Annotated in this window: 5 protein-coding genes (1 of these 5 only partly in view); 2 read left to right on the top strand and 3 right to left on the bottom strand. The window is 66.4% G+C overall.

The window, feature by feature from the left end; translation table 11 throughout:
- Window positions 1–3: 3 nt before the first annotated feature.
- Window positions 4–672 carry a hypothetical protein gene (locus UNPF46_RS29685; protein ID WP_349628184.1) on the top strand — a complete coding sequence of 223 codons (669 nt, stop codon included), beginning with the start codon at window positions 4–6 and terminating at the stop codon, window positions 670–672.
- Between the two features lie 148 nt (window positions 673–820).
- Window positions 821–3,361, top strand: a complete 2,541-nt coding sequence (mgtA, locus tag UNPF46_RS29680) for a magnesium-translocating P-type ATPase (protein ID WP_142252355.1) — start codon at window positions 821–823, stop codon at window positions 3,359–3,361.
- Window positions 3,362–3,406: 45 nt separating this feature from the next.
- Here the strand turns inward: mgtA and UNPF46_RS29675 are convergent, their stop codons facing one another.
- The 3 genes from UNPF46_RS29675 to UNPF46_RS38575 all read right to left on the bottom strand — a co-directional run.
- Window positions 3,407–3,625, bottom strand: coding sequence for a DUF6894 family protein (locus tag UNPF46_RS29675; protein ID WP_100181337.1), 219 nt, complete (start codon window positions 3,623–3,625; stop codon window positions 3,407–3,409).
- 263 nt (window positions 3,626–3,888) lie between these two features.
- On the bottom strand, window positions 3,889–5,733 hold the full coding sequence (gene ftsH, locus UNPF46_RS29670; protein ID WP_142252354.1) for an ATP-dependent zinc metalloprotease FtsH: 1,845 nt from the start codon (window positions 5,731–5,733) through the stop codon (window positions 3,889–3,891).
- Between the two features lie 175 nt (window positions 5,734–5,908).
- Window positions 5,909–24,002: the 3' portion of a tandem-95 repeat protein gene (locus tag UNPF46_RS38575; RefSeq protein ID WP_283811682.1), read on the bottom strand. 14,390 nt of this gene lie beyond the right edge of the window; the window shows 18,094 of its 32,484 coding nt (coding positions 14,391–32,484); its start codon lies beyond the right edge, outside the window — the gene reads right to left on this strand; its stop codon occupies window positions 5,909–5,911.

The raw sequence follows: 24,002 nt of genomic DNA, 5'->3' as shown, positions 1-24,002 counted from the left end.
CCCATGTCGGCACTCGACAACGGTAAGTGGCTGCAGTCGCTACCACTTTGTCGAGGCGCAAACTCCGGCGCCTTTCACGACAATGGGATCGGCACCGGCGCGGAGGCCCTGGAAGCATTGACGCAGCGCAAGAGAACGGCCCGCGGCGCTGATATTCAGACCTTCAATCAGCAGGGAATGGTCCGGATGACGCTGAAGAATTGGTGTGCGGTGCTGGCGATTTCGGCGGGTGCGGTGACCTCGGCGATGGCCCAATCCAGCCTTGCCCCCTCGCCGAATGCAAAACAGGATGCACCTCGTCTCGTCGAGGTCATGAGCATGGCGCAGCTTCAACACCTCAAGCTTTGGTATGCAGGCAAGGCGAAGAACTGGGACCTCGCGGCGTACGAGTTGCGGCAGTTGACCAATAGCCTCGCCGAAGCCGCGATATTCTACCCTTCTATTCCCATCAGCAATGTGACCACGATGAAGGAGCCGCTGCTCTCGGCCGCCGACGCGATCGCAGCGGGGGATGATCGCAAATTCGCCGTGTCCATGCGCGGGCTGACCGATGGCTGCAATGCCTGTCACAGCTCGATGGGCCGCGGCTTCATTGCCATCGGCGTGCCGAACGGCGGACAACCGCCTGCCAATCAGATCTTTTCGCCGTCTGGAGGCAGCCGGAAGAAGTGATGCGGCCTGCGCTTAACGCCTATTAAGCATTGCGCGGCGCCACCACCTGATCACGCCGGGTGAGACTGGATTGAGTTGCATCAACCCAGGGATCGAGCAGCCACGTACCTTGGCCTCGCCCCAGTGTCAGCGACAGCCGAGCCCTTGCATGATCGAACAATCTATCCCGGCCAAGGCTTTGGCCGCGGCGTTCTGGCAAATGCCAAAGGACGACCTCTATCGCGCGCTCGGTTCCGGCCCGGACGGCCTGTCGCGGGGCGAAGCTATCAGGCGGCTGGCGATCCACGGGGCCAACCGCGCCGACGCCCCGCAGAGCCGATCGGTCTGGCGCAAGCTCGGCCAGCGCCTCTGGAATCCGCTGATCGCGATGCTGCTGGCGGCGGCGCTCCTGTCCGGGCTGAGTGGCGACATCGGCAGCTTTGCCATCATCTCAACCGTGCTCTCGCTGTCCATCACGCTCGATATCGTCCAGGAACATCGCGCCGAGCTCACCGCCGAAGCTCTGCGGGAATCGGTTGCCATCCAGGCTGACGTCGTCAGGGACGGCAAGGACATGTCGATCTCGGTGGCGGCTCTCGTCCCGGGCGACGTCGTGAAGCTCCGGATCGGCGATCTGATACCGGCCGATGGCATCGTGCTCGATGCGCAGGACTTGCAGATCAATGAAGCCCTGATGACGGGCGAGCCGTTTCCGGCGTTCAAGACCGACCGCCCCTGCTCCGCGGCATTGCCGGCGGACGCCAGCAACGCTCTGTTCGCGGGAACCAGCACCGTCGGCGGAAGCGGCAGGATGCTGGTGGTGACGACCGGAGGCCGGACGCGCTTTGGCGCGATCGCCTCGGCGATGGCCGCCAACGCACCGCCGACGGCCCTCGAACAAGGTGTCCGGAAGCTCGGCCTGCTGATCCTTCGGCTGACGCTGTTTCTCACGCTTTTCGTGCTGATGGCTCATCTCGTCGCGCAGCGCAACGCAATGGAGTCCTTCCTGTTCGCGATCGCGCTCGCCGTCGGCTTGACGCCCGAGCTGCTGCCGATGGTGATGACGGTGACCCTCGCCCGCGGCGCCCTGCGCATGGCGAAGCGAAAAGTCATCGTCAAGCGGTTGTCGGCAATTCACGATCTGGGTGCGATGGACACGCTCTGCGTCGACAAGACCGGCACGCTCACCGAAGCAAGGATCACGTTAGCAGCTCATATCGAACCGCAGGGGCAATCGAGTGATCGGGTTCTGAGCCTGGCGCGCCTGAACAGCACGTTCCAGGCCGGCGTCAGAAGCCCGCTCGACGATGCGATTCTGTCAGCGAGCCGCGATGGTCTCGGCGGCTGGGTTCGGCTTGCGGAAGTGCCGTTCGACTTCGAACGGCGGTGCCTGTCGGTTCTGGCGGTCCGGAATGGCGAACACATGCTGATCGCCAAGGGAGCTCCGGAATCCATCCTGTCGCGCTGCGTGGCCGTGGAGATCGATGGCCTGGCTCATCCGCTCGACGCCGCCTGGCAACAGAAGATGGCCGATATCCAGGCGCGCTATGCCCGCGACGGCTTCCGGCTCCTTGCCGTCGCCATCAGATCCATTCCGGCCGCGCAGCAGACCATTGCCGTCAGCGACGAGACCAACCTGACCCTAATCGGCTTTTGCGTGTTCGCCGATCCGCCGAAACAGGATGCGGCTGCGGCCATCGGTGCGCTCAGCTCGCTCGGCGTGACCATCAAGATCATTTCGGGCGACCATGACGCCGTGGTCGCGCACGTCGCGCGCTCCGTCGGTTTGAAGGCAGACCGGATCATGACCGGCGCCGAGATCTCCGAGCTGACCGATGCCGCGCTCATCGCCCGGGTCGACCACGTCGACCTGTTTGCACGGATCGACCCAGATCAGAAGCGACGCATCATTGTCGCGCTCCGCCATCGCAATCACGTGGTCGGCTTCATGGGAGACGGCGTCAACGACGCCCCGGCGCTCCACGTCGCGCATGTCGGCATCTCCGTGACCGGCGCGACCGAGGTCGCCCGCGCGGCCGCCGACATGATCCTGCTGGCACCTGACTTGTCCGTGCTCGCGGCCGGCGTGCGCGAGGGCCGCAGGACCTTTGCCAACATCCTGAAATATGTCCGGATGGGAACGAGTTCGAATTTCGGCAACATGCTGTCGATGGCGCTCGCCTCGATCGTTCTTCCATTCCTGCCGCTACTGCCGCTGCAGATCCTGCTGAACAATCTGATCTACGATCTCTCCGAGATCGGCATCCCCTTCGATGACGTCGACCGTGAAGACGTTGCGCGGCCCGAAGCCTGGAACATGGCAAGCATTCTTCGCTTCACCATCATCATGGGAATTGTGTCGTCCCTGTTCGACGCCATCACTTTCGCCGTTCTCCTCAAGCTGTTCGATGCGGATGCGGCACTGTTTCAAACCGGCTGGTTCGTGGAATCGATCGCGACCCAGATTCTGGTGATCTTCGTGATCCGGTCGCGCAAATTGCCGTGGCGTGCGAACCGGCCCCCCAACATCCTGATCGCGACGTCCTTCGGCGCTCTGCTCGCCGGCGTGGCGCTGGCTCTCGGCCCGTGGCGCGGCGCGTTCGGCTTTACCGTGCTGCCCGCGGGACTGCTTGCGACGATCACCGCCATTGCCGCAGCCTATCTGATCTCGGCAACCATCGCGAAGCGGCTGGCGATCTCGGATCCGTAACGCCCGAAACCGAGGCTGGGTCACCCCAAGTGCCCCGGCCAATGCTCAGGTCGCGTCCGGATAGATCCGCTCTCGGTGGACTTCCCGGCCGCTTTCGTCGAGCACGACGATGCGGAGGCCCGGATGGCCTTTCGGCTTCTCCCGGCGCACCCGGTCGGCCAGATCCTTGCTATGCGCGATGGCGGCGCCGTCGCTCACGAGCTCCAGTCCGGATCTGTCCCGGACGGGCACGCCGTCCTTGATATCGAAATAATAGGTGCGCATGGACTCATTCCCGCGGTCTCGCGCGGCTCGGTTGAAATCATCATCCCGGAAATTGAGCGGCCGAAGCGGGGGATGATCCGCGGCGACGTCGGGAAACTGCATCTTAGGGAGGCAGGCATTTCGAACTCTTGACCCGGATCAAACACGGGAAAATTCGGCAAGTTTCCGACAGGGCCGCTCCAATCCTGCGGTATCATGACAGCGACTTCACGCCATCGCATGTCATCTGACGACGGAAATCATGCTGAACGCGCCCAGCGCCGTCAGGCGGCGACCTGCTCGCTTCCACCACCGCGCTTGCCGATCAGTGGCGCGAACTGCTCGGCCGTGACCGTTTCGTTCGCGATCAGCATCTCAACGCCGGCGTCGAGGTCTGCGCGCCGGCGCTGCAGGATCTCGCGGGCGCGGAGGTCGCCCTCCTCGACCAGATTGCGTACGGCGAGATCGATCTCGCGGCCGGTTGCCTCGGCCGCCGCGACGATCTTGTCCTGCGCCGCCATGAGAAACGCCTGCGGCTTGGCTGCATAGGTGCGTTGTCCCACCGTCTCGTCCATGCCGTATCTGGTCACCATTTCGATGGCGATCTCGGTCGCGCGTTGCAGATCATCGGCCGCGCCGGTCGAGATCGCCCCGTCGAAGATCAGATGCTCCGACGCGCGCCCTCCCATCAGCACCGCGATGCGGTTCTTCAGCTCCTCGACCGTCAGCAGGAACCTGTCCTCGGTCGGACGCTGAATGGTGTACCCTAGCGCGCCGATGCCGCGCGGAACGATCGACACTTTCTGCACGGGATCGACGCCGGGCAGGCTGGCGGCAACGAGGGCATGGCCCATCTCGTGATAGGCGACCCGGCGCCGTTCGTCCTTGCCGAGCACCCTGCTCTTCTTCTCGATGCCGGCGACGATCCGCTCGATCGCGGTGACGAAATCGTCGAACGTGACCTCCTCACCGCTTCGCCTGGTGGCAGCGATCGCGGCTTCGTTGATGAGGTTTGCAAGGTCGGCCCCGGTAAAGCCCGTCGTGAGACCCGCCACCTTGTCGAGGTCGACATCCTTGCTGATCCGGATCTTGGGGGCGTGCACCTTCAGGATCGCAACGCGCCCGATCTTGTCCGGCCGGTCAACCAGAACCTGCCGATCGAACCGGCCGGCCCGCAGCAGCGCGGGGTCCAGCACTTCGGGACGGTTGGTGGCCGCCAGCAGAATGACCCCGGCGCTGGGATCGAAGCCGTCGAGCTCGGACAGGAGCTGGTTCAGCGTCTGCTCCTTCTCGTCATAGCCGCCGAACGATTGCGGCCCGCGGCTGCGTCCGAGCGCGTCGAGCTCGTCGACGAAGATGATGCAGGGCGCTGCCTTGCGGGCCTGCTCGAACAGGTCCCGAACCCGCGCGGCGCCGACGCCGACGAACATCTCCACGAATTCCGAGCCCGAGATCGAGAAGAACGGAACCCCGGCCTCTCCCGCCACGGCGCGGGCCAGCAGGGTCTTTCCCGTTCCAGGCGGTCCGACCAGCAAAATCCCCTTGGGGACATGCGCGCCCAGGCGACCATAGCTTTTGGGATCCCTGAGGAACGACACCACCTCCTGGAGCTCGAACTTCGCCTCGTCCACGCCGGCGACATCGGCGAAGGTGACCTTGATGTCTTTCTCGACGTAAACCTTCGCGCGGGACTTGCCGATCGACATCAGCCCGCCCAAGCCCTGGCCGCCTCCGATGCCGCGGCCGAGCCAGAACCAGATCAGGAAAAAGGCTAGAAGCGGGAAGATCCAGGACAGCAACGTCTGCAGCGCGCCTCCGCCGGGGACGCCGGTCACACTGACGCCCTTCGCCGCGAGCTTGTCGGCCAGGGCCATATCGACCCGCGCGGTGATGAAGGCGGATTTGCCGCCCGGAAGCGGCTCTTTCAATTTCCCCTGAATCGTATCCGTGCCGACGGACACCTCGGCGACCTTGTCCTGGGCGAGCAGCTGCTCGAACTGGCTGTAGGGAATGGTTTCGGTCGAACTGTACGTGGCAAGGCCGAACTGCAGCATGACGAGCAGCAGACCACCCACAAGGATGGCCGCCATCGCGAGGCCCGGCTTCCGTGAACTTTGATCGGACTCCAACCTGCTTCTCCCATCACCATCAGCGCCAAGCCGAATGGTAATGAGGAACAGGCGGCGTCTGCTTGATTCAGCTCAACTGCGGCCAGCTCACATTCATGCGACCGGAACAGGGGCAAAGCCATGGTCTTGCCCCATTTCTTCCGAGATCCGCCATTCGGCGCGGCAGCCCGCGGCGTCAGGCGAAATAGTCCATGGGATGCGTGGCCGCGTCCTTGCGCCAGGCAAGGTCTGCGGCGCCCGCATTGGAGCCGAACGCAGACATCTCCTGCCGCATCAGCGCGAGCAGCGCCGGCGCCTGGTCCGTCCCCACTCCGTTCGCGACGTGGCCCGCCCAACTGTCCGGGCCGCTGCCCACCGCTGCAACCGGCTTGTCCGGCCCCATCATCGCATCCATCGCGTGCCAGAACTGCTCGCCGATGGAGGGCGCGGGATCTGCGGACAGGATCTCGAGCGCCGAGGCCAGCGTCTTGGCTGAGCTTGCGGCGTTCGGGTCGGCGGCGGGCGGTTGCGGCGTCGTCGCCTGTGTCAATACGGCATCGGCATAGTCCATCGTGTGTCCGTCGGTGCGGGTGTAGCTGCCGCGATTCACGACCACGGTGCTGCCGAACTCCCAGGACCCGTCCGTCGCCGACGCCGTCAGATCGATCGAGCGCACGCCTGCCGCGGCCAGCGACAGGATCTCGCCGTCCTCGACCGTGCCGTCGCCATTGCGGTCCTGCCACAGATTGAAGTCGGAGAAGCGAATGTCGCCGGCCGACAGCATTCCGTCGCGGTTGCTGTCGAAGGCGCGCAGCCCTTCGAGATCGGAACGGGCACCGGCCACATCGTCGGCGAAGCTCAGCTCCGAGATGCCGCTCACGGTACCGTTGCGGTCGCGATCGAGGAACAGGAAGGCCTCCGTGGCCCCGATCCAGCTGGTGTCGTCGGCGGTGCCGTTGCCATCGATGTCGAACCTCGCCGAGGACTGGTCGGCCGTCGTGGTTTCCACACCCCGCCCGTCGAGATCGAGGATGATCGGCGCTGCCAGCGTGACCGTTTCGCCGTTGCGGAAGATGAGCCTTTCGATGCTGGTGAGCGTGTCGACGCCGTCACTACCATTCGCCGTGGAATTGTCGGTGACCTGAACCGACCCGGCCGACGTGACGATCGAATAGGTCGACATCACACCGTTGTAATAGGCCGTGTCGGTGCCGTTGCCGCCGTTGATCGTGTCATTGCCGGCCATGCCCCAGAACGAGTCGTCGCCGTCATTGCCGTTGAGCGTGTCGTTGCCGATGCCGCCGGCCAGGCGGTTCGCGGCAGCGCCCCCGGTGATGACGTCGTTTCCACCGGCGCCATAGATGCTGTTCGGAGCGACCGCATCGCCGACCAATGTCTCGGAGCTGGCGGTCCCCACCACCCAGCCCTCGAAGGCGTTGGAGATGGTGAGGCTGACGGTGGCGGTCGCCGTGGCGACGCCATCGCTGATCGTATAGGTGAAGCTGTCGGTCCCCTCATAACCGAAATCGGGCGTATAGCTGACGCCCTGCCCATCGATGACGACAGTCCCCTTCGGCGGCGCGCCGACCGAGACGATGGTCAGATTGTCGCCGTCGACATCCGTGTCGTTGGCGAGCAGGCTTGCGCGCGCGATGGCGAGCGTATCGCCGTGGGTGACCGAGAACGGACCGTCATTGGCCGCGACCGGCTTGTCGTTGACGGGCGTGATCGTCAGGGTGAACACGTCGCTGGCCGTGAGCGAACCGTCGCTGGCCGTGACCTTGATATCGATCGCCCCATTGAAGTTGAGCGGCGGCGTGCCGGCGAACCTGGTGCCGGTCAGCGTCAACCAGGACGGCAGCGGGCTGCCATCCGCCAGCGTGGCGGTATAGGTGAGCGTATTGCCGTCGGGATCGGTGAAGCGGCCGGTCGGGATCGTGAACGAGACCGCGGCGTCCTCGGCCGAGTTGACGTCGGACAGCGGCACCGAAACCACCGGCGCGTCGTTCACCGGCGTGATGGTCAGCGTGAAGATGTCGCTCGCGGTCAGCGCGCCGTCGCGGGCGGTGACCTTGATGCTGACCGTGCCGTTGTAGTTCGCCGGCGGCGTGCCGGTGAAAGTGGTGCCGTCGAAGCTCAGCCAGGTCGGCAGCGCGGCACCCGTGGACAGCGTCGCGGTGTAGGTCAGCGCATCGCCGTCGACATCGGTGAAGCTTCCGGGCGGGATCGCAATCGCCAGCGGCGTATCCTCAGGTGAGGTCACATCGGGCAGCGCCACTGCCAGTACCGGCGCGTCGTTCTTCGGCGTGATGTTGAGGGTGAAGACGTCGCTGGCCGAGAGCGACCCATCGCTCGCGGTGACCCGGATGTCGATGGCGCCGTTGAAGTTGAGCGGCGGAGTGCCGGTGAACTTGGTGCCGGTCAGCGTCAGCCAGGACGGCAGCGGGCTGCCATCCGCCAGCGTCGCCGAATAGGTCAACGTGTTGCCGTCGGGATCGGTAAAGCGGCCGGCCGGGATCGTGTAGGAGATCGCGGTATCCTCCGGCGAATTGACGTCGGACAGCGGCACCGCGACCACCGGTGCGTCGTTCACCGGTGTGATGGTCAGCGCGAAGGTGTCGCTGACCGCCAGCGCACCGTCACGCGCCGTGACCTTGATGTTGAGCGTGCCGTTGTAGTTCGCCGGCGGCGTGCCGGTGAAATTCGTGCCGTCGAAGGCGAGCCAGGCCGGCAACGCGGCGCCGGTGGAGAGCGTTGCGGTGTAGGTCAGTGTATCGCCGTCGACATCGGTGAAGCTGCCGGGTGGAAGCGCGATCGACAGCGGCGTGTCTTCCGGTGACGTCACGTCGGGCAGCGGCACGGACAGCACCGGCGCATCGTTCTTCGGTGTGATCGTCAGGGTGAAGACGTCGCTGGCCGAGAGCGACCCGTCGCTCGCGGTGACCCGTATGTCGATAGAACCGTTGAAGTTCAGCGGCGGCGTGCCGGCGAACTTGGCGCCGGTCAACGTCAGCCAGGACGGCAGCGGGCTGCCGTCGGCCAAGGTCGCCGAATAGGTCAACGTGTTGCCGTCGACGTCGGTGAAGCGGCCGGTGGGGATCGTGTACGAAACCGCGGCATCTTCAGCCGAGCTGACATCGGACAGCGGCACCGACAGCACCGGCGCGTCGTTCACCGGTGTGACCGTCAGCACGAAGATGTCGCTGGCCGACAGCGCGCCGTCGCTGGCCGTGACCTTGATGCTGACCGTGCCGTTGAAATTGGCCGGCGGGGTGCCGGTAAAGGTGGTGCCGTCGAAGGCGAGCCAGGCCGGCAGCGCGGCCCCGCTGGAGAGCACCGCCGTATAGGTCAGCCGGTTGCCGTTGACGTCGGTGAAGCTGCCGGCCGGGATCGCGACCGAGACGGCGGTGTCTTCCGGCGAGGAGACGTCGGGCAGCGGGATCGCGACCACGGGTGCGTTGTTCACCGACGGGATCGTCAGGCGGAACACGTCGCTCGCCGTGAGCGACCCATCGCTCGCCGTGACCTTGATGTCGATCGCGCCGGTGTAGTTGGTGGGCGGCGTGCCATTGAAGGTGGCGCCGTCGAAGGCCAGCCACGAGGGAAGCGCGCTGCCGTCCGCCAGCGTTGCCGTCAGGGTCAGCGTGTCGCCGTCGAGATCGGCGAAGCTGCCGGCCGGGACCGGGATCGTGACGCGAACGTTCTTCGGCGAGACGATGTCGGCCAGCGGCTGCGCCAGCACCGGCGCGTCGTTCACCGGCGTGATGTTGAGGGTGAAGACGCCGCTGGCCGAGAGCGTGCCGTCGCTGGCGACGACCTTGATGTCGATCGCGCCGTTGTAGTTCGACGGCGGGGTGCCGGTGAATGTCGTGCCGTCGAAGCTGAGCCACGACGGCAGCGCGCTGCCGTCGGCCAGCGTCGCGGCATAGGTCAGCGTATCGCCGTCGACATCCGCAAAGCTGCCGGCCGGGATCGTGATCGACACCGGAGTATCCTCCGGCGACGACACGTCCGCCAGCGCCTGTGCCACGATCGGCGCATCGTTCACCGCTGTGATGGTCACGCGGAAGACGTCGCTTGCCGCGCGCGCGCCGTCGCTGGCCGTGACCAGGATATCGAAGCTGCCGTTGAAGTCGGCCGGCGGCGTGCCGGTGAAATTCGTGCCGTCGAAGGCGAGCCAGGACGGCAGCGCGCTGCCGTCGGAGAGCGTCGCCGAATAGGTCAGCGGGTCGCCATTGGGGTCGGTGAAGCTGCCTGCGGGAATCGCGATCGAGAGCGGCGCATCCTCGGACGAGGACACATCGGCCAGCGGCACCGACAGCACCGGCGCCTGGTTGACCGAGACGATGCTCAGCCGGAACACGTCGCTGGCGGCCAGCGTACCGTCGCTCGCGGTGACCTCGATGTCGAAGTCTCCGGCCGCGTTCTGCGGCGGCGTGCCGGTGAAGCGCGTGCCGTCGAAGCTGAGCCAGGCCGGCAGCGGGTTGCCATCGCTCAAGCGCGCGGCGAACGTCAGCGTGTCACCATCGACATCGGCGAAGGCCGACCTGTCGAGCACAATATCGATCGCCTCCCCTTCGCGGCCCGCCTGGTCGTCCAGCGGATGGTCCAGCACCGGCGCATCGTTGACCGGCAGCACGTTGAGCTGGAAGCCGGCGGAGGTCGACAGCGCGCCGTCGCTTGCCGTGATCGCAAGCGCCAGCGTGCCGTTGAAGTCAGCCGGCGGCGTGCCGATGAGGCGGCCGTTGGACACCGAGATCCAGGACGGCAGCGGCGAGCCGTCACCGAGCGTCACGGCGAAGGTCAGGGCATCGCCGTCGACATCGGCAAACGCGCCGGTCGGCAATGCGATCGAGAATGGCTGATCCTCGGTGACGTCGACATCGCCGATCGCGCTGACGATTGCCGGCGCGTCGTTGACCGGGGCGATCGAAACCAGCAGCTCGCGCACGGTCTGCGCGGTGCCGTCGGACGCCGCGATCTCGAGCTGGATCGTGCCGTTGAAGTTGGTGGGCGGATCGCCGCTCAGCAGCCGCGTCTGCGGATCGTATTGCAGCCAGGCCGGCAGCGCCGTGCCGCCCTTGCCGCGGATCTCGACCAACAGCGCGTCGCCGTCGACGTCGCTGACGAAGCCGGCCGGCAGGGTCACGCTGAAGCGCTGATCCTCGATCCCCTTGAGCACGGGTACCGTGGAGATGACCGGCGCGTCGTTGACTGCTGCGACATTGATGTTGACCCGCGTCGTCGCGGTCAGGCCGGTCGAATCCTCGATCTCGTAGTCGAACCACGCCGGACCGTTGAAATCTGCGCTCGGGGTGATCTGGAGTTGGCCGAAGCCGAGATCGGTGACCGTCACGCCAGAGGTCGCGACGATCCGGGTGAGCACGAACGCCTGCTGGTCGGCATCGCTGTCATTGGCCAGCAGCTGGCTCGCAAACAGCGTCAACGGCGAATCCTCGCGCATCTCGAGCGAGTCGGGCCGCGCGACAGGAGCGTCGGCGACCGGCAGCACGTTGATCGTGACCGTGGTCGAGACCGCGAAATCCTGCTCGTTCTTGACCGAATAGTGCAGCACCAGCTCGCCGTTGAAGTTGGCGGCGGGCGTGACGCGATACTTGCCGTTGGCGAGCAGTTCGGCGCCTTCGAGCCCGACGAAGGTCAGGGTCGATCCATCGGGCGTGACGTCGTTCGCCATCAGCGCGGCGGGATCGATGTCGATGAAACCGTCTTCGAGCACCTCGAAGCCGGCATCCGACACCGGGATCGGCAGCGGCACGTTGGGCGCGACCAGCAGCGTCACGAAGCCGACGCTGGAAGCGCCATGGCTGTCGGTGACGCGGTAGTGGAAGCCGGCATCGCCGATATAGCCGGCGTTCGGCGTGAAGACCGCGGTCGAGCCGACGCGAACCACCGTGCCCTGGTCGCCATCGAACACCTCGACGATCTCGAAGCTGTCGCCTTCGACGTCGCGGTCGTTGGCGATCAGTGCGGCGAAGTCGATCGTGATGGCCTGGTCCTGGGTCGTCCTGAACACACCCAGGGGATCGTTGGCCGTCCCGGCTCCGTCCGGATTGGCGATCGGCGCATCGTTCACGGCGGCGACGTTGAACGTCACGGTGCCGGTCGAGGTCTTGCGTCCGTCCGAGATCGTATAGCTGAAATTGACGGCGCCGCTGATGTTCTCGTTCGGCACGAACTGCCAGCGTCCGTCGGGCAGCTCGACGATGCGGCCGTTGGCGGCGCTGCGCGACAGCGACTGGAACGTGATCGTGTCGCCGTCGGCATCGCTGTCATTGCCGAGCAGATCGGCGGTGGTGAACTCGAACGGCGTATCCTCGACGGCCTCAAACACGTCGGTCGCGGCGATCGGCGTGCGGTTGGTCGAGGCGACGTTGATCGTGACCTTGCCCGTGCTCGAGCCGTTGGTGTCGTCGGTCACGATGTACTCGAACGTCGCGACGCCCTCGAAATTGTGGTCCGGCGTGAACACGATATGGGTGCCGTCGAAGCTGACGGTGCCGTGCGTGGCGTTGGCGACGTCGACGAAGCGGATCGGGTTGTTGTCGACGTCGTAGTCGTTGGCGATCAGCGTCGCCGGATCGATCAGCAGCGGTGTGTCCTCGATCGCCGCGACCGTGTCCTCGACCGTGGTCGGCGGATCGTTGACGGCGGCGACATGCACGATGGCCGAGCCGGTCGAGGGACCTTCGTGGTCGTCGGTCACGACATAGCTGAAGCCGTCATCGCCGGAGAAAGCATCCGCCGGCGTGTAGACGACGTAGGCCCCGGAATTGCCGTCGAAGCGCTGGCTCAAGGTCGCGCTCTGGCTGTCGCCACCGAGCGTCCGCGTGAAGCGGATGTCGAGGTTCGAAGCGAACGCCAGCGGGACGTCGCCGGAGAGCGCGCCGGTCGCGCTGTCGATCGTGAGCCAGCCCGGCAGTGCCGAGCCGTCCGCGAGCGTCGCGCTCCAGACCGCGCCTTCCAGCTGGCCGAGGCCGGCGGGCGGCGCGATATTGGCATGGGCGAGCTCGATGACGAGCGAGCCGTTGGCCGGCTGCCCCAGCGACAGGATGCGCAGGGCATCGCGATCGCGGTCGAAGTCGTTGCGCAGCAGGTCGGTCACCGCAAAGCGCGTGGTTTGTCCCTCGCGTCCCGTCAGATTGTCGACCGCTGTGTCCGGCCGCTCGCGCGTCGGCTTCACGTCGTAGAAGATCAGCGCCGGATTGGCGGAAACGCCGCCCTTCTCGTCGGTGGCGTCATAGCTCAGCACCACCGTGCCGTTGAAGTCGGTGGGAACGGTGACGTTGATCTGCCCGGGCGAGACGACCGTTGAGGCCGGGAACGGCGCAATCTTGAAAGTGTCGTCGACCACGGCTTCGGTGATGATCGACATCGCCGGATGACCGTTGCCGGCGGCGATATCGAGGCGGACCGGCACGGCGCCGACCCAGTTGGCCGGCGGCATGCCGGAGAAGGTGAAGGTGGCGGGGTCGAAGCTCAGCCAGTCCGGCAGCGGCGCGCCGCTTTCGCGGGTCGCGGTGATGGCACCGGCACCCTTCAGGTCGAGCGCAAACAGGCCCTGGCCCGCGAAATAGGCATCGCCTTCCAGCGCGTGGTTGATCGCCGTCATCTGGCTCGCGAGATCGCCATGCGGGTCAACGACGAACTCCAGCGTGAAGCCGCGATTACTCGACGCATAGGTCCCGTCGGGAAGCACGCGCGGCGCCGGCGTGAACACGACCTGCAGGCGCGCCAGCTGCGCATCCGCATCCGGCGCGAAGCCGCTCAGGCTGACCGTGCGCGTCGCGGCGTCGAAGGACAGCCAATCCGGCAGCGGGCGGCCGCCGATGATCGAGGCCGAAACCGTCCCGTTCTTGGTGTCGAGCAGCGCGAGCTGGCTGTCATAGGTGACGCCGGCCGGCAGCGCGGCCGGATCCAACGTCATGCTGTCGGTGAAGATCCCTGGATTGCCGCCGCCTGCGGCCGGATGCGAGAAGGTGAGCTGGACGCTAATCGGATCCGTCGTCCCCTCGGGCGGCGTTCCCGTGAACTGCAGCGTCTGGGCGTTGAAGCTGAGCCAGGACGGCAGCACGGAGCCATCGGCGAGCTTCGCCGTGACGGTCGTGTCCGCATCCAGATCCGAGGCATCGAATTCGTAGTCGACCGCGAAGGCGGAGCGAATCTCGTAACCCTTGAGGACATCGGTCCTGGCATCGAAGCCACCCGAGATATCGCCTGCCGTCAGCTCGAACCGGGTGTTGAAGATGCGTCCATTGGAGGGATCGCTCACCCAGACGTCGACGGAGAGCGGATCCATTCCGGCCGGCGGCGATCCCGCGAACCGCATGGTGGCCGGATCGAACTGCAGCCAGGACGGCAGGGCCGAGCCGTCGGCCAGGGCCGCGCTGACCGCGTAACCGGCCGACAGATAGCGGTGGTCGACCACACCGAGCACGGTGGAGCGCTTGAAGAACAGCACGTCGCCGTCGGCGTCGATGTCGTTGCCGAACGCCTCGCCGGGGATCACGAACAGCGGACCGTCTTCCAGGCCGCTGACATAGTCGTTGCGCAGGATCGGAGCTTCGTTGCGCGGCAGGACCGTGATCGCGACATAGGCGGTCGAGGTGCCGCCATGGCCGTCGCTGATCGTGTACTGGAAGCCGGCGGTGCCGTTGTAGTCCGGTGTCGGCCGGAACTCGATCATGCCGTCATCGCGCAGGCGGACCTTACCGCCATCGGCGAACCGGGCGATGCTGTCGAGCACCAGCGTGTCGCCGTTCTCGTCGGTGTCGTTGGCCAGGATCGTCGCCGGGTCGATCACGAGGATCTGGTCCTCGAGCGTCCGGTAGCCATAGTCGTTGTAGGCCTTCGGCGGGTCGTTGAGCGGCTTGACCTTGAAGTCGTAGGTCAGCGTCGCCGCGGCGCCGCGCGCATCGATCACGTCGTATTCGATGCTCGCCTGTCCGAGGGAGGCCGGCGTGAAGGTGATGGTGCCGGTCGCCTGATCGAACACCAGGGTGCCATTGTTGGCGGGGTTGTTGTCGAGACCGCCGTGCAGGCCGACGAAGGTGAAGCCGTCGCTCTCGATGTCGTAGGTGTTGGCCAAGAGGTCGGCGACCGTGACGGTGGTATCCTGGCCGAGACGGATCCAGCGATAGGTGTCGCGATCGCGCGGTGCGTCGTTGACGGGCGAGATCGAGATTTCGACCTTGGCGGTCGAGGTCGCGCCGCTGGCGTCGGCCAGCGTGTAGACGAACCCTGCCGCGCCGAAATAGTCCGGACGCAGCTTGAACTGGATGTAGTCGCCATCCAGCCGCGCGCTCACGTTGCTGGCTTCGAACTGGTAGTCGTTATCCTTGTAGCCGTCGATCGCCTGCCCGGACGTGTTGGTCAGCGGCGCGATCGAAACGATGTGCAGCCCTTCCAGACCGGCGTCGCCATCGACGTCGAAATCGTTGGCGAGCAGCGTGTCGATCCTGATCCGCAGGATCTGGTCCTCGACGCCATAGACCAGCGCATCATCGACCGCCGTCGGCGCGTCGTTGACCGGTGCGAGATCGACCTCGACCCGGGCCGTGGATTCGCGACCGAACTGGTCGCGGACGGTGTAGCTGAAGAAGGCATCGCCGTTGTAGTTCGGCGCGCCCAGGAACTCGATCTTGCCGTCCTCGCGTACGTGCACGGTGCCGTTCACGGCATTGCCAACGCCGGCGAGCGTCAGGTTGACCGCACTGTCGGCGTCGTTGGCGAACAGGGTCGCCGGATCGATCACGACCGGCTCGTCCTCGACGCCGAGATGCACGATGTCGTCGGCGGCATTGAAGCGGCCGAGCTGCTGCAGCTGATCGATGCGATCGCGATCCCAGACTGTGCCGTTAGCGAACACGATCTCCTCGATGCCGCTCTGGGCACCGAGGAAGTGGTCGGTCACGCGCACGGTGTCGACCAGGAAGCCGTCCTGCCGCTCGAATTCGAGCAGGAGGTCGTTGCCCTCGCGGATGACCGAGACGTCCTTCGGCGCGATCGCCGACGACAGCACCAGGCGGTCGGTGTCAGTCTCGGCCCCCTGCTCGGTGATGACGTCCTGGCCGTCGTCGAAGCCGAACACATAAGTATCCGAGCCGGCCCCGCCGGCGATGGCGTCGTTGCCGCGCAGGCCCTGGAACCAGTCGTCGCCGGCGCTGCCTGTGAACTGGTCGTTCCAAAGCGAGCCGACCACCATCTCGATCGAGGTGAGCTGGTCGCCCGCCGCCTCGCCGGCGGTGCCGAGGCCGGTCGCCAGATTGACCGCGACGCCCTCGTCGGCGCGGCTGTAATCGGCGATGTCGAAGCCGCCGCGTCCGTCGATGATGTCGGCGCCGCGGCCGCCGCGGATGCGGTTGTCGCCGGCGTCACCACGGATGGTGTCGTCCTGATACGAGCCCTGGACGATCTCGATCCCGGAGAAGGTATCTCCGAGCGCATCGCCGCCGCCGGCGGCGCCGTTGGCCATGTCGACGGTGACCCCTTCCGTCGACAGCGTGTAGTCGGCCGTATCGATGCCGTCGCCGCCGATCAGCTGGTCCGCACCGCGGCCGCCGATCAGGGTGTCGTCGCCGGCATTGCCGATCAGAATGTCGTTGCCGCGACCGCCCGACAGGATGTTGGCGAGCAAATCGCCTTCCAGCGTGTCGTCGGCGTCGGTTCCGGTCAGGTTCTGGATATTGGTCAGCACGTCGCCTTCGGCATCGCCGCCATGAGCGGTGCCTGACGCCAGCGAGATCGACACGCCGGTCGCGCCGAAGCTGTAGTCGGCCGTGTTGTTGCCGAGGCCACCGTCGAGCACATCGGCCCCCGCCCCGCCGGTCAGGACGTCGTCGCCCGCGCCGCCGAGCAGGATGTCGTTGCCGCCGCGGCCCTCCAGGATGTCGTTGCCATCACGGCCTTCGAGCCGGTTGTCGCCGGCATCGCCGCCGAGCTGATCGGCATATTGCGAACCAACCAACGCCTCGACGCCAATATAGACGTCGCCTTGGGCGTAGCCGCCCTGGCCGACGCGCGACTCGAGGTCGGCGCGCACCAGGAAGTCGGAGTTCTCGAAGCTGACGGTGTCGTAGCCGTCGCCGCCCGTGATGCGGTCGGCGCCGTCGCCAGCGTCGATCCAGTCGTCGCCGGCCCCTGCATCGATCTGATCGTCGCCGCTGCCGGCCTCGATCCGGTCGTTGCCGCCGCCGCCCAGCACGAAGTCGTTGCCGCCGAGCGCCTGGATCAGATCCGCGCCCTCGGTGCCGACGAGATAGTCGGCCTTCGCCGTCCCGCGCAGCAGGCCGTTATAGCTGTCAGCCACCGACGCCATCGCAAAGCCGGTGTCGGTCGCGCCATCGGTGTCGGCGATCCGGTACTCGACCGCGACCTGGCCGGTGAAGCCGGCCGAGAAATGCACGACGATGAACTTCTCGCCGTTCCAGTCGACCACCTCCGCGGTGCCGCGCGGCACGCGCTGGCCGAGCGCGAGCGCATCCGCGTCATAGACGCCGTCGACGCCAACGAAAGTCGGGCGGGCGCGGTTCGGATTGTCGAGATCGTCGTCGATCACGCCGTCGCCGTCGTGATCGGCCTGCTCGATGTCGTAGTCGTTCTTCAGGAGATCGGTGACACGCAACACGAGCGGCGCATCGAGCGGCGTGACAAAGCCCTCGTCCTGGCCGACGGTCGGATCGTCGTTGCTGGGGACGACGATGATGTCGACATAGCCTTCCGCCGAGCCGTCGGCATCGTCGGTCACCCCATAGACAAAGCCGGAGCTCTGGCTCGCGTCCCGGTTCGGCGTGAACACCAGGTTGCCGTCGGCGTCGAACTCGATGGTGCCGTTCAGCTTCTGGCCGGCATCGCCGCCGAACACCAGCGCATCCAGCGTCGTCGACAGCCGCCATCCCAGGAAGCGGAGCGGGTCGCGGTCCACATCCGTGTCGTTGGCGAGCAGCGTCGCAATCGGAATGACGGTCGGGATATCCTCGTTCACATAGATCACGTCGCGATGCGCGACCGGCGGCGCGTCGCCGACGTTCTCGAACCACATCGTGACGGTGGCGCCGTCGACCGCGCCCTCGTTGTCGCGGACGAGATAGCTGAACGACGCCTCGCCCCAGAAATCGGCATCCGGCGTGAAGATGATCGTGCCGTGATCGGTGACGGTGATGTCGCCATGCACCGCGTTGCCGGCGCTCTCGAACTGCACCGCGAAGCCTTCGGTGTCGCTGTCGTTCTTGAGCAGCTCGATGATCGGAATCTCGATCGCGTGGTCTTCCGTGCCGCGCAGGATCGGCAGGCTCTGGTCGGTGTAGCTGTCGTTGCGGGCATCCGGCAGGTCGTTGACCGGCTGATAGGCCAGCGTCGCGCGGGCCCAGGCAGTTCCGCCATGACCGTCGTCGACCTGATATTCGAACCAGGCATCGCCGTTGAAATTGGGCGTCGGCGTGAACAGGACTGTATTGTTCTCGAGCAGCACGGCGTTGCCGCCATGGCTGTTGCGGACGGCGGTGAGCGTCATCGTCTCGCCGTCGTGCTCGATATCGTTGGCGAGCAGCCGATCGGCGCCGATCACGATCGGGTTGTCCTCGCGGATCGGATCGCCGTTGTCGGTCGTCTCGAACCGATCGTCGTGCAGCTCTGGCGGATCGTTGACCGGCGTGACGGTGAAGTTGACCCGGCCGGTCGAGGTCGCCCCGCTGGGGTCCGCGACGATATAGTCGAAGTGCGCGTTGCCCCAGAAATAGGCGCGCGGGGTCACGTGGATCAGGCCGTCGTCGCCGATCGTCACGGTGACATCCGCGTTGGAGATCACCGACTGCACCGAGAGCCCGTCGTGATCGATGTCGCTGTCGTTGGCGCTCAGCGTGCTCGGATCGAGCGTGAAGGCGGTGCTTTCGAGCGTCGCGTCGACGGTATCGTCATGCGCCACCGGCGCATCGTTGACCGCGGTGACCTGGATCGTCACCTTGGCCTCGGCCCGGCCGCCTTCGGGCGTGTTCGCGACATAGCTGAACTCGGCGGTGCCGTTGAAATTGGCGTTCGGCGTGAAAGTGATGTTGCCGTCGCTGGCCAGCGCCACCGTCCCGTTGACGGCCTGATAGACCTGACCGACGATCATGCGGTCGCCGTCGAGGTCGTTGGCCAGGAGCCGCTCGACGCGGATCACCAGCGAGCCGTCCTCGGCGACGGTGAAGCCCGTATCCGGGTAGGCGGTCGCGACCGGGCGCACCTTGAGATCGACCGAGGCCGTGGCAAAGCCGTTATGGCCGTCGGAGATCGTGTAGCTGATCGAGGCGGAGCCGTAATATCCGTTGGTCGCGGTGTAGTGGATGTTGCCCTGGGCATCGATCGTGGCAACGCCGGAACTGCCGGCATCGACGCCGACGATGGTCAGCGCATCGCCGTCGGCGTCGAAGTCGTTGCGAAGCAGATCGGTCGCCTTGATGACGAGCTCGACGCCCGTCGTGACCGAGAAGAAGCCGTCCCCCAGGGCCGTCGGGGCGCGGTTGCCCAGCAGCTCGCGCAGGGTCTCCTTGGTCCAGACCACGCCGTCGGCGAAGACGTAACCCTCGATCCCCTTGGCATCGGTCGAGAGCGCATCGAACACGGTCAGGCTGTCGGCGCTGTTGCCGGTGAAGCGGATGACGACGGCATCCGAGCTGCGATAGAGCTGCTCGACATGGGCGTCCGTCGAGGCGAAGTCCGCAATCTGGATCCGGTCGGTGCCGCCCGTTCCGGAATCGACGACCGTGTCGTTGCCGGCTCCGCGCTTGAACTGATAGAGATCGTCGCCGGCCGCGCCCGAGAGCAGATCGTTGCCCGCCCGGGCGGCGAAGATGTCGTTGCCGTCGAAGCCGTAGACGTTGTCATTGCCGCTACCGTCGATATCCGACAGCGCGCGGGCGCGCATCGCGTCGCGATTCCAGACCGTGCCGTCGGCGAACCGGACCGACAGGCCGAACGCGGGATTGTTGGACGGACTGAGCGCGTCGGTCAGCACCACGCGATCGCCTGCACCCGAGAAAGTGAGCACGAGATCGTTGCTGTCGGGACCGGCGCGGACGGCGGAGACGATTTCAGCGACGTTGTAGTCGGTCAGGCTGAGGACGTCGGTGCCCTTGCCGACCGCGTTGATGCGGTCGTCGCCGTCGCCGCGGCGATAGAGATAGGTGTCGTTGCCGTAGCCGCCGTCGACGATGTCGTTGCCCTTGCCGCCCATCAGCGTATCGGCGCCGTCGGTGCCGATGATGATGTCGTTGCCGTCGGTGGTGAGGCTGGCGAGGATCGCCAGCTTCATATCGGCGACGGTGTACTGCGTGCCGTCGGCGAGCGCGATAGTCTCGACCCCGGCGGAGTTGGCGGCGAGCGCGTCGACGATGACGATCTGGTCGGTCGTCCCGGCAAAGCGGATCGCGACGTCGTCGCTGTCGGCGGCGATGCGGTGGAAGCTGATCTCCGCGGCGGTGTAGCCGCTGATCTCGAGCCGGTCGGCCGCGGACGACGCCTTGTCGTTGATGACGTCGCTGCCATCGCCGCGGGCGAAGCGGTAGATGTCGTTGCCGGCACCGCCGGACAAATGGTCGTTGCCGAGACCGCCGACCATGACGTTGTTGCCGGCATCGCCGGTGAGCACATCGTCGGCAAAGCTCGGCGCCCGCGCGATCAGATCGCTGGTTCCCCACACCGTGCCGTCGGCAAAACGGATCGATTCGATGCCGCCAGCGCCGAGCGCGCCTTCGATGGTGATGCGCGCGCCGGTCGACTTGACGATCAGCGTGAAGTCGGCCCCGTCCTCGCTCTGCGAGACCGTGATGTCGTCGGGTGCGATATCCGCCGCCAGCAGCAGCGTGTCGTTGCCGGCCGTATCGGCGATGCGGTCGTGGCCGCCATGGGCCGCGAAGCGGTAGGTGTCGTCGCCGGCACCGCCTTCGAGGCGGTCGTTGCCGGTGCCGCCGTCGAGATCGTCAGCTCCGCCATTGCCGATCAGCAGGTCATCGCCGGCGCCGCCAGCGAGCGTATTATCGAGCTCGTCGCCGCGAATGACGTCGTCGCCATCGGTCGCCGCGCGGGCGAGTGCGATCAGCGTCGGCGCGGTCCAGACCGTGCCGTCGGTGAAGGTGACGCGCGAGACGCCCATGCCCGGCGCCGCCGGAGAGCCGAGATCGACGCGGTCACCGGTGCCGATGATTTCGAGCACCAGATTGGCAGGCCCTCGCACGACACGGATGTCGCTCGCCAGGATCCCGGCCGCGAAGCTCAGCGTGTTGGTGCCCGATGCGTCGAGAATGACGTCCTGGCCGTCGCCGCGGGCGAACACATAGGTGTCGTCACCGCCGGCGCCCTGCAGCACATCGTTGCCGGTGCCGCCGATCAGCGTATCGGCGCCCGCGCTGCCTTGCAGGGTGTCGTTCCCCGCCTTGCCGTCGAGCGTGACGGAGTTACCCTGGAAGCTTGCGGGAACCGCGAGCACGTCGTCGCCGCCAGATCCCTGAAGGGATCGCGTGAGCACGTCGTTCCAGGTCCAATTGGTGCCGTCGGAGAAGGCGATCGTCTCGATGGCGCTGGCGCCGTCGAGCGCACCGGTTACGCGAATCCGGCCGCCCTCGTTGTTGACGCGCAATTCGACGTCGCGGCCGATCTGCACGACGCTGACGTCGGCGGCCGCGATGCCCGCGGCGAATTCCAGCCGATCCGAGCCGCCGAGGTCGGAGATGGTATCGCGGCCGTCGCCGCGCGCGAAGCGGTAGACGTCCGTGCCGGTGCCGCCCGACAGCTGATCGTCGCCCAGCCCGCCCTCGAACACGTCGGTGTCGGTCGTGAAGCTGCCGTCGCCATAGCCGGTGATCACGTCATCGCCGGAGCCGCCCGACATGATGTCGCTGCCGCCACCGCCGATGATCTGGTCGTTGCCTTCCTGGCCCGCAATCAGGTCGTTGCCGAGGCCGCCGTCAATCACATCGTTGTCGCCACCGCCGGCCAGCCGGTCATTGCCGCCGAAGCCGCTGATGACATCGTTGCCGCCATTGCCGAAGATGCGGTCGTCGAGCGCGCTGCCGTTGAGGACGTGGCCGGCATCGTCGTCATTGATGCTGATCGAATTGTCGATCGCGATCGGAACGCCGTCGAAATTGGCCGCGGTCAGCGTCGTGGCATTGACGCCGAGCAGGCGTACCAGCTCCTGGTCGGGCCCGGAACTGGCCCGCATCATGACGACCGCATCGCTGCCCGATTGCGCCAGGAAGATGCTGCCGCCCTCGAACGGATTGGGATTGCTGGTCATCAGGCGGATGACGTCGCCGCCCGCGCCCGCCTGGAAATCGGTGATGACGTCGGCGACGATGGGCGCCGCACCTTGCCGGACCGGCAGGTAGTAATAGGTGTCGCGGCCGGCGCCGCCGGTCAGCGTGTCGACGGAACCATCGGCGGAGATGTCGGCGAACTGATCGTTGCCGGCACCGCCCGACAGGATGTCGGCCCCCTCGCCGCCCTTCAGATAGTCGTCGCCGGCGCCGCCGGTGAGCACGTCATCGGCGGCAGTCCCGGCCAGGAACTCGCCGGTGACGGAGACGTCCTCGACCAGACGGGCGCGCACGTCGGCCAGCGACAGCGTGACGCCGTCGGCCACAATCTCGAAAGCGTCGACCAGATCGCTGACGCCACTGCCGAGGCCGTTGCGGACGACGATGCGATCGGCGCTTCCGGCGAAGCGGATGACCAGGTCCTGACCCACCGCGCCGAAGCGGATCTGCGACAGGCCATAGCCTTCGATCCGCAACGTGTCGTTCGTCGCATCGCCGCCGTCGGTGATCGTGTCGTTGCCGTCACCGGCGGCGAACACGTAGGTATCGGCACCGGCGCCGCCCGACAGCGCATCGTTACCGGGACCGCCGACCAGACGGTCGTCTCCCGTTCCGCCGTTGAGCGTGTCGTCGCCGGCGCCGCCAAGCAGCACGTCGTTGCCGCCGAGACCGGAGAGATTGTCGTTGCCGCCGCGCCCGTCGAGGCGGTTGGCGTCGCTGGTTCCGGTCATGGCGTCGGCGGCGTCCTCGCCGATGTACGACTGATCCCTCAGATCATTCATCGTCCAGACGGTGCCGTCGGCGAAGGCAATGCTCTCGATGACGTTGCTCGTGTTCGCGATCACATCGGTGAGCTTGAGCTCCTCGCCGGTGTCGCGAATCCGCAGGACGAAGCTGCGCCCATCCGGCGAGGTGACCTTGATGTCGCCGGGCGCGACGCCGGCGCCGATCTCGACGCGGTCGGTCCCGCCGGTGTCGGTGAGCGTGTCGCTGCCGTCGCCGCGGCCCCAACGGTAGACGTCGTCGCCTTGCCCGCCATTCAGCGTGTCGTTGCCGGTACCACCGACCAGGATGTCGGCGCCGTTCGCTCCGGTCAGGATGTCGTCGCCAGCTTCGCCGAGCAGCGTGGCTGCGCCGAAGGCGATCAGGCTGTCATTGCCCGCCCCGCCCGCGAGGGTTTCACCGTTCGTGGTGCCGAGAATGATGTCGGCGCCCGCAGTCGGCGTCTTCCAGCGCGCCGCGATGTCGGCGAAGGACCAGACGGTGCCGTCGGCAAAGGTGAATGTCTCTATGGCCCTGCCATCGCTGGCCGAGCCGTTGTTGATGGTGATGCGGTCGTCGCTGTTGCGGAAAGTGACGACCAGCGTCGAGGAATTGCCGACCAGCGCGACGTTGACGTCGGCCGGACTGATGCCCGCGCCGAATTCGATCCGGTCGGTTCCGTTCGCGTCGGTGATGGTGTCCTGACCGTCGCCGGCCGCGAAGCGGTAGACGTCGTTGCCCTGGCCGTCGACCAGATTGTCGTTACCCTTGCCGCCGACCAGGATGTCGTTGCCGGCATCGCCGTTGATGGTGTCATTGCCGCCATTGCCGTTGAGCGTGTCGTTGCCGTTGCCTCCGGAGATCACATCGTCTCCGGCACCGCCCCGGATGAGATCGTCGCCGTCGAGGCCGGACAGGACGTCGTTGCCGATCGCCGAGCTCGGAACGGCTTGCGCACGCGTGAGGCTCACATTGTCGAGGGAGGCGCCGACGCCGTCCTGGTTGCCGGTGCCGCGGAAGCTGAGCTGGTTGGTGCCGGCGGCTGCCGTCACCAGCACGCTGGAGCGCACCATCGCCGTGCCGGTATTGTTGAAGCTCGCGACCACCGTGCCGTTCCACAGCACGTCGAACGAGCCGTTCCAGTCCCAGGTGCGGTTGGCGTGGTCGAACTGCACCAGGAGCGTCTCGCCCTCGGTGAGGCCGGTCACGTCCTGGGCG

The organism is Bradyrhizobium sp. UNPF46 (assembly GCF_006658625.1).
Classification (GTDB): Bacteria; Pseudomonadota; Alphaproteobacteria; order Rhizobiales; family Xanthobacteraceae; genus Bradyrhizobium; species Bradyrhizobium nitroreducens.
This window is presented reverse-complemented; position numbering and strand designations above follow the sequence as displayed.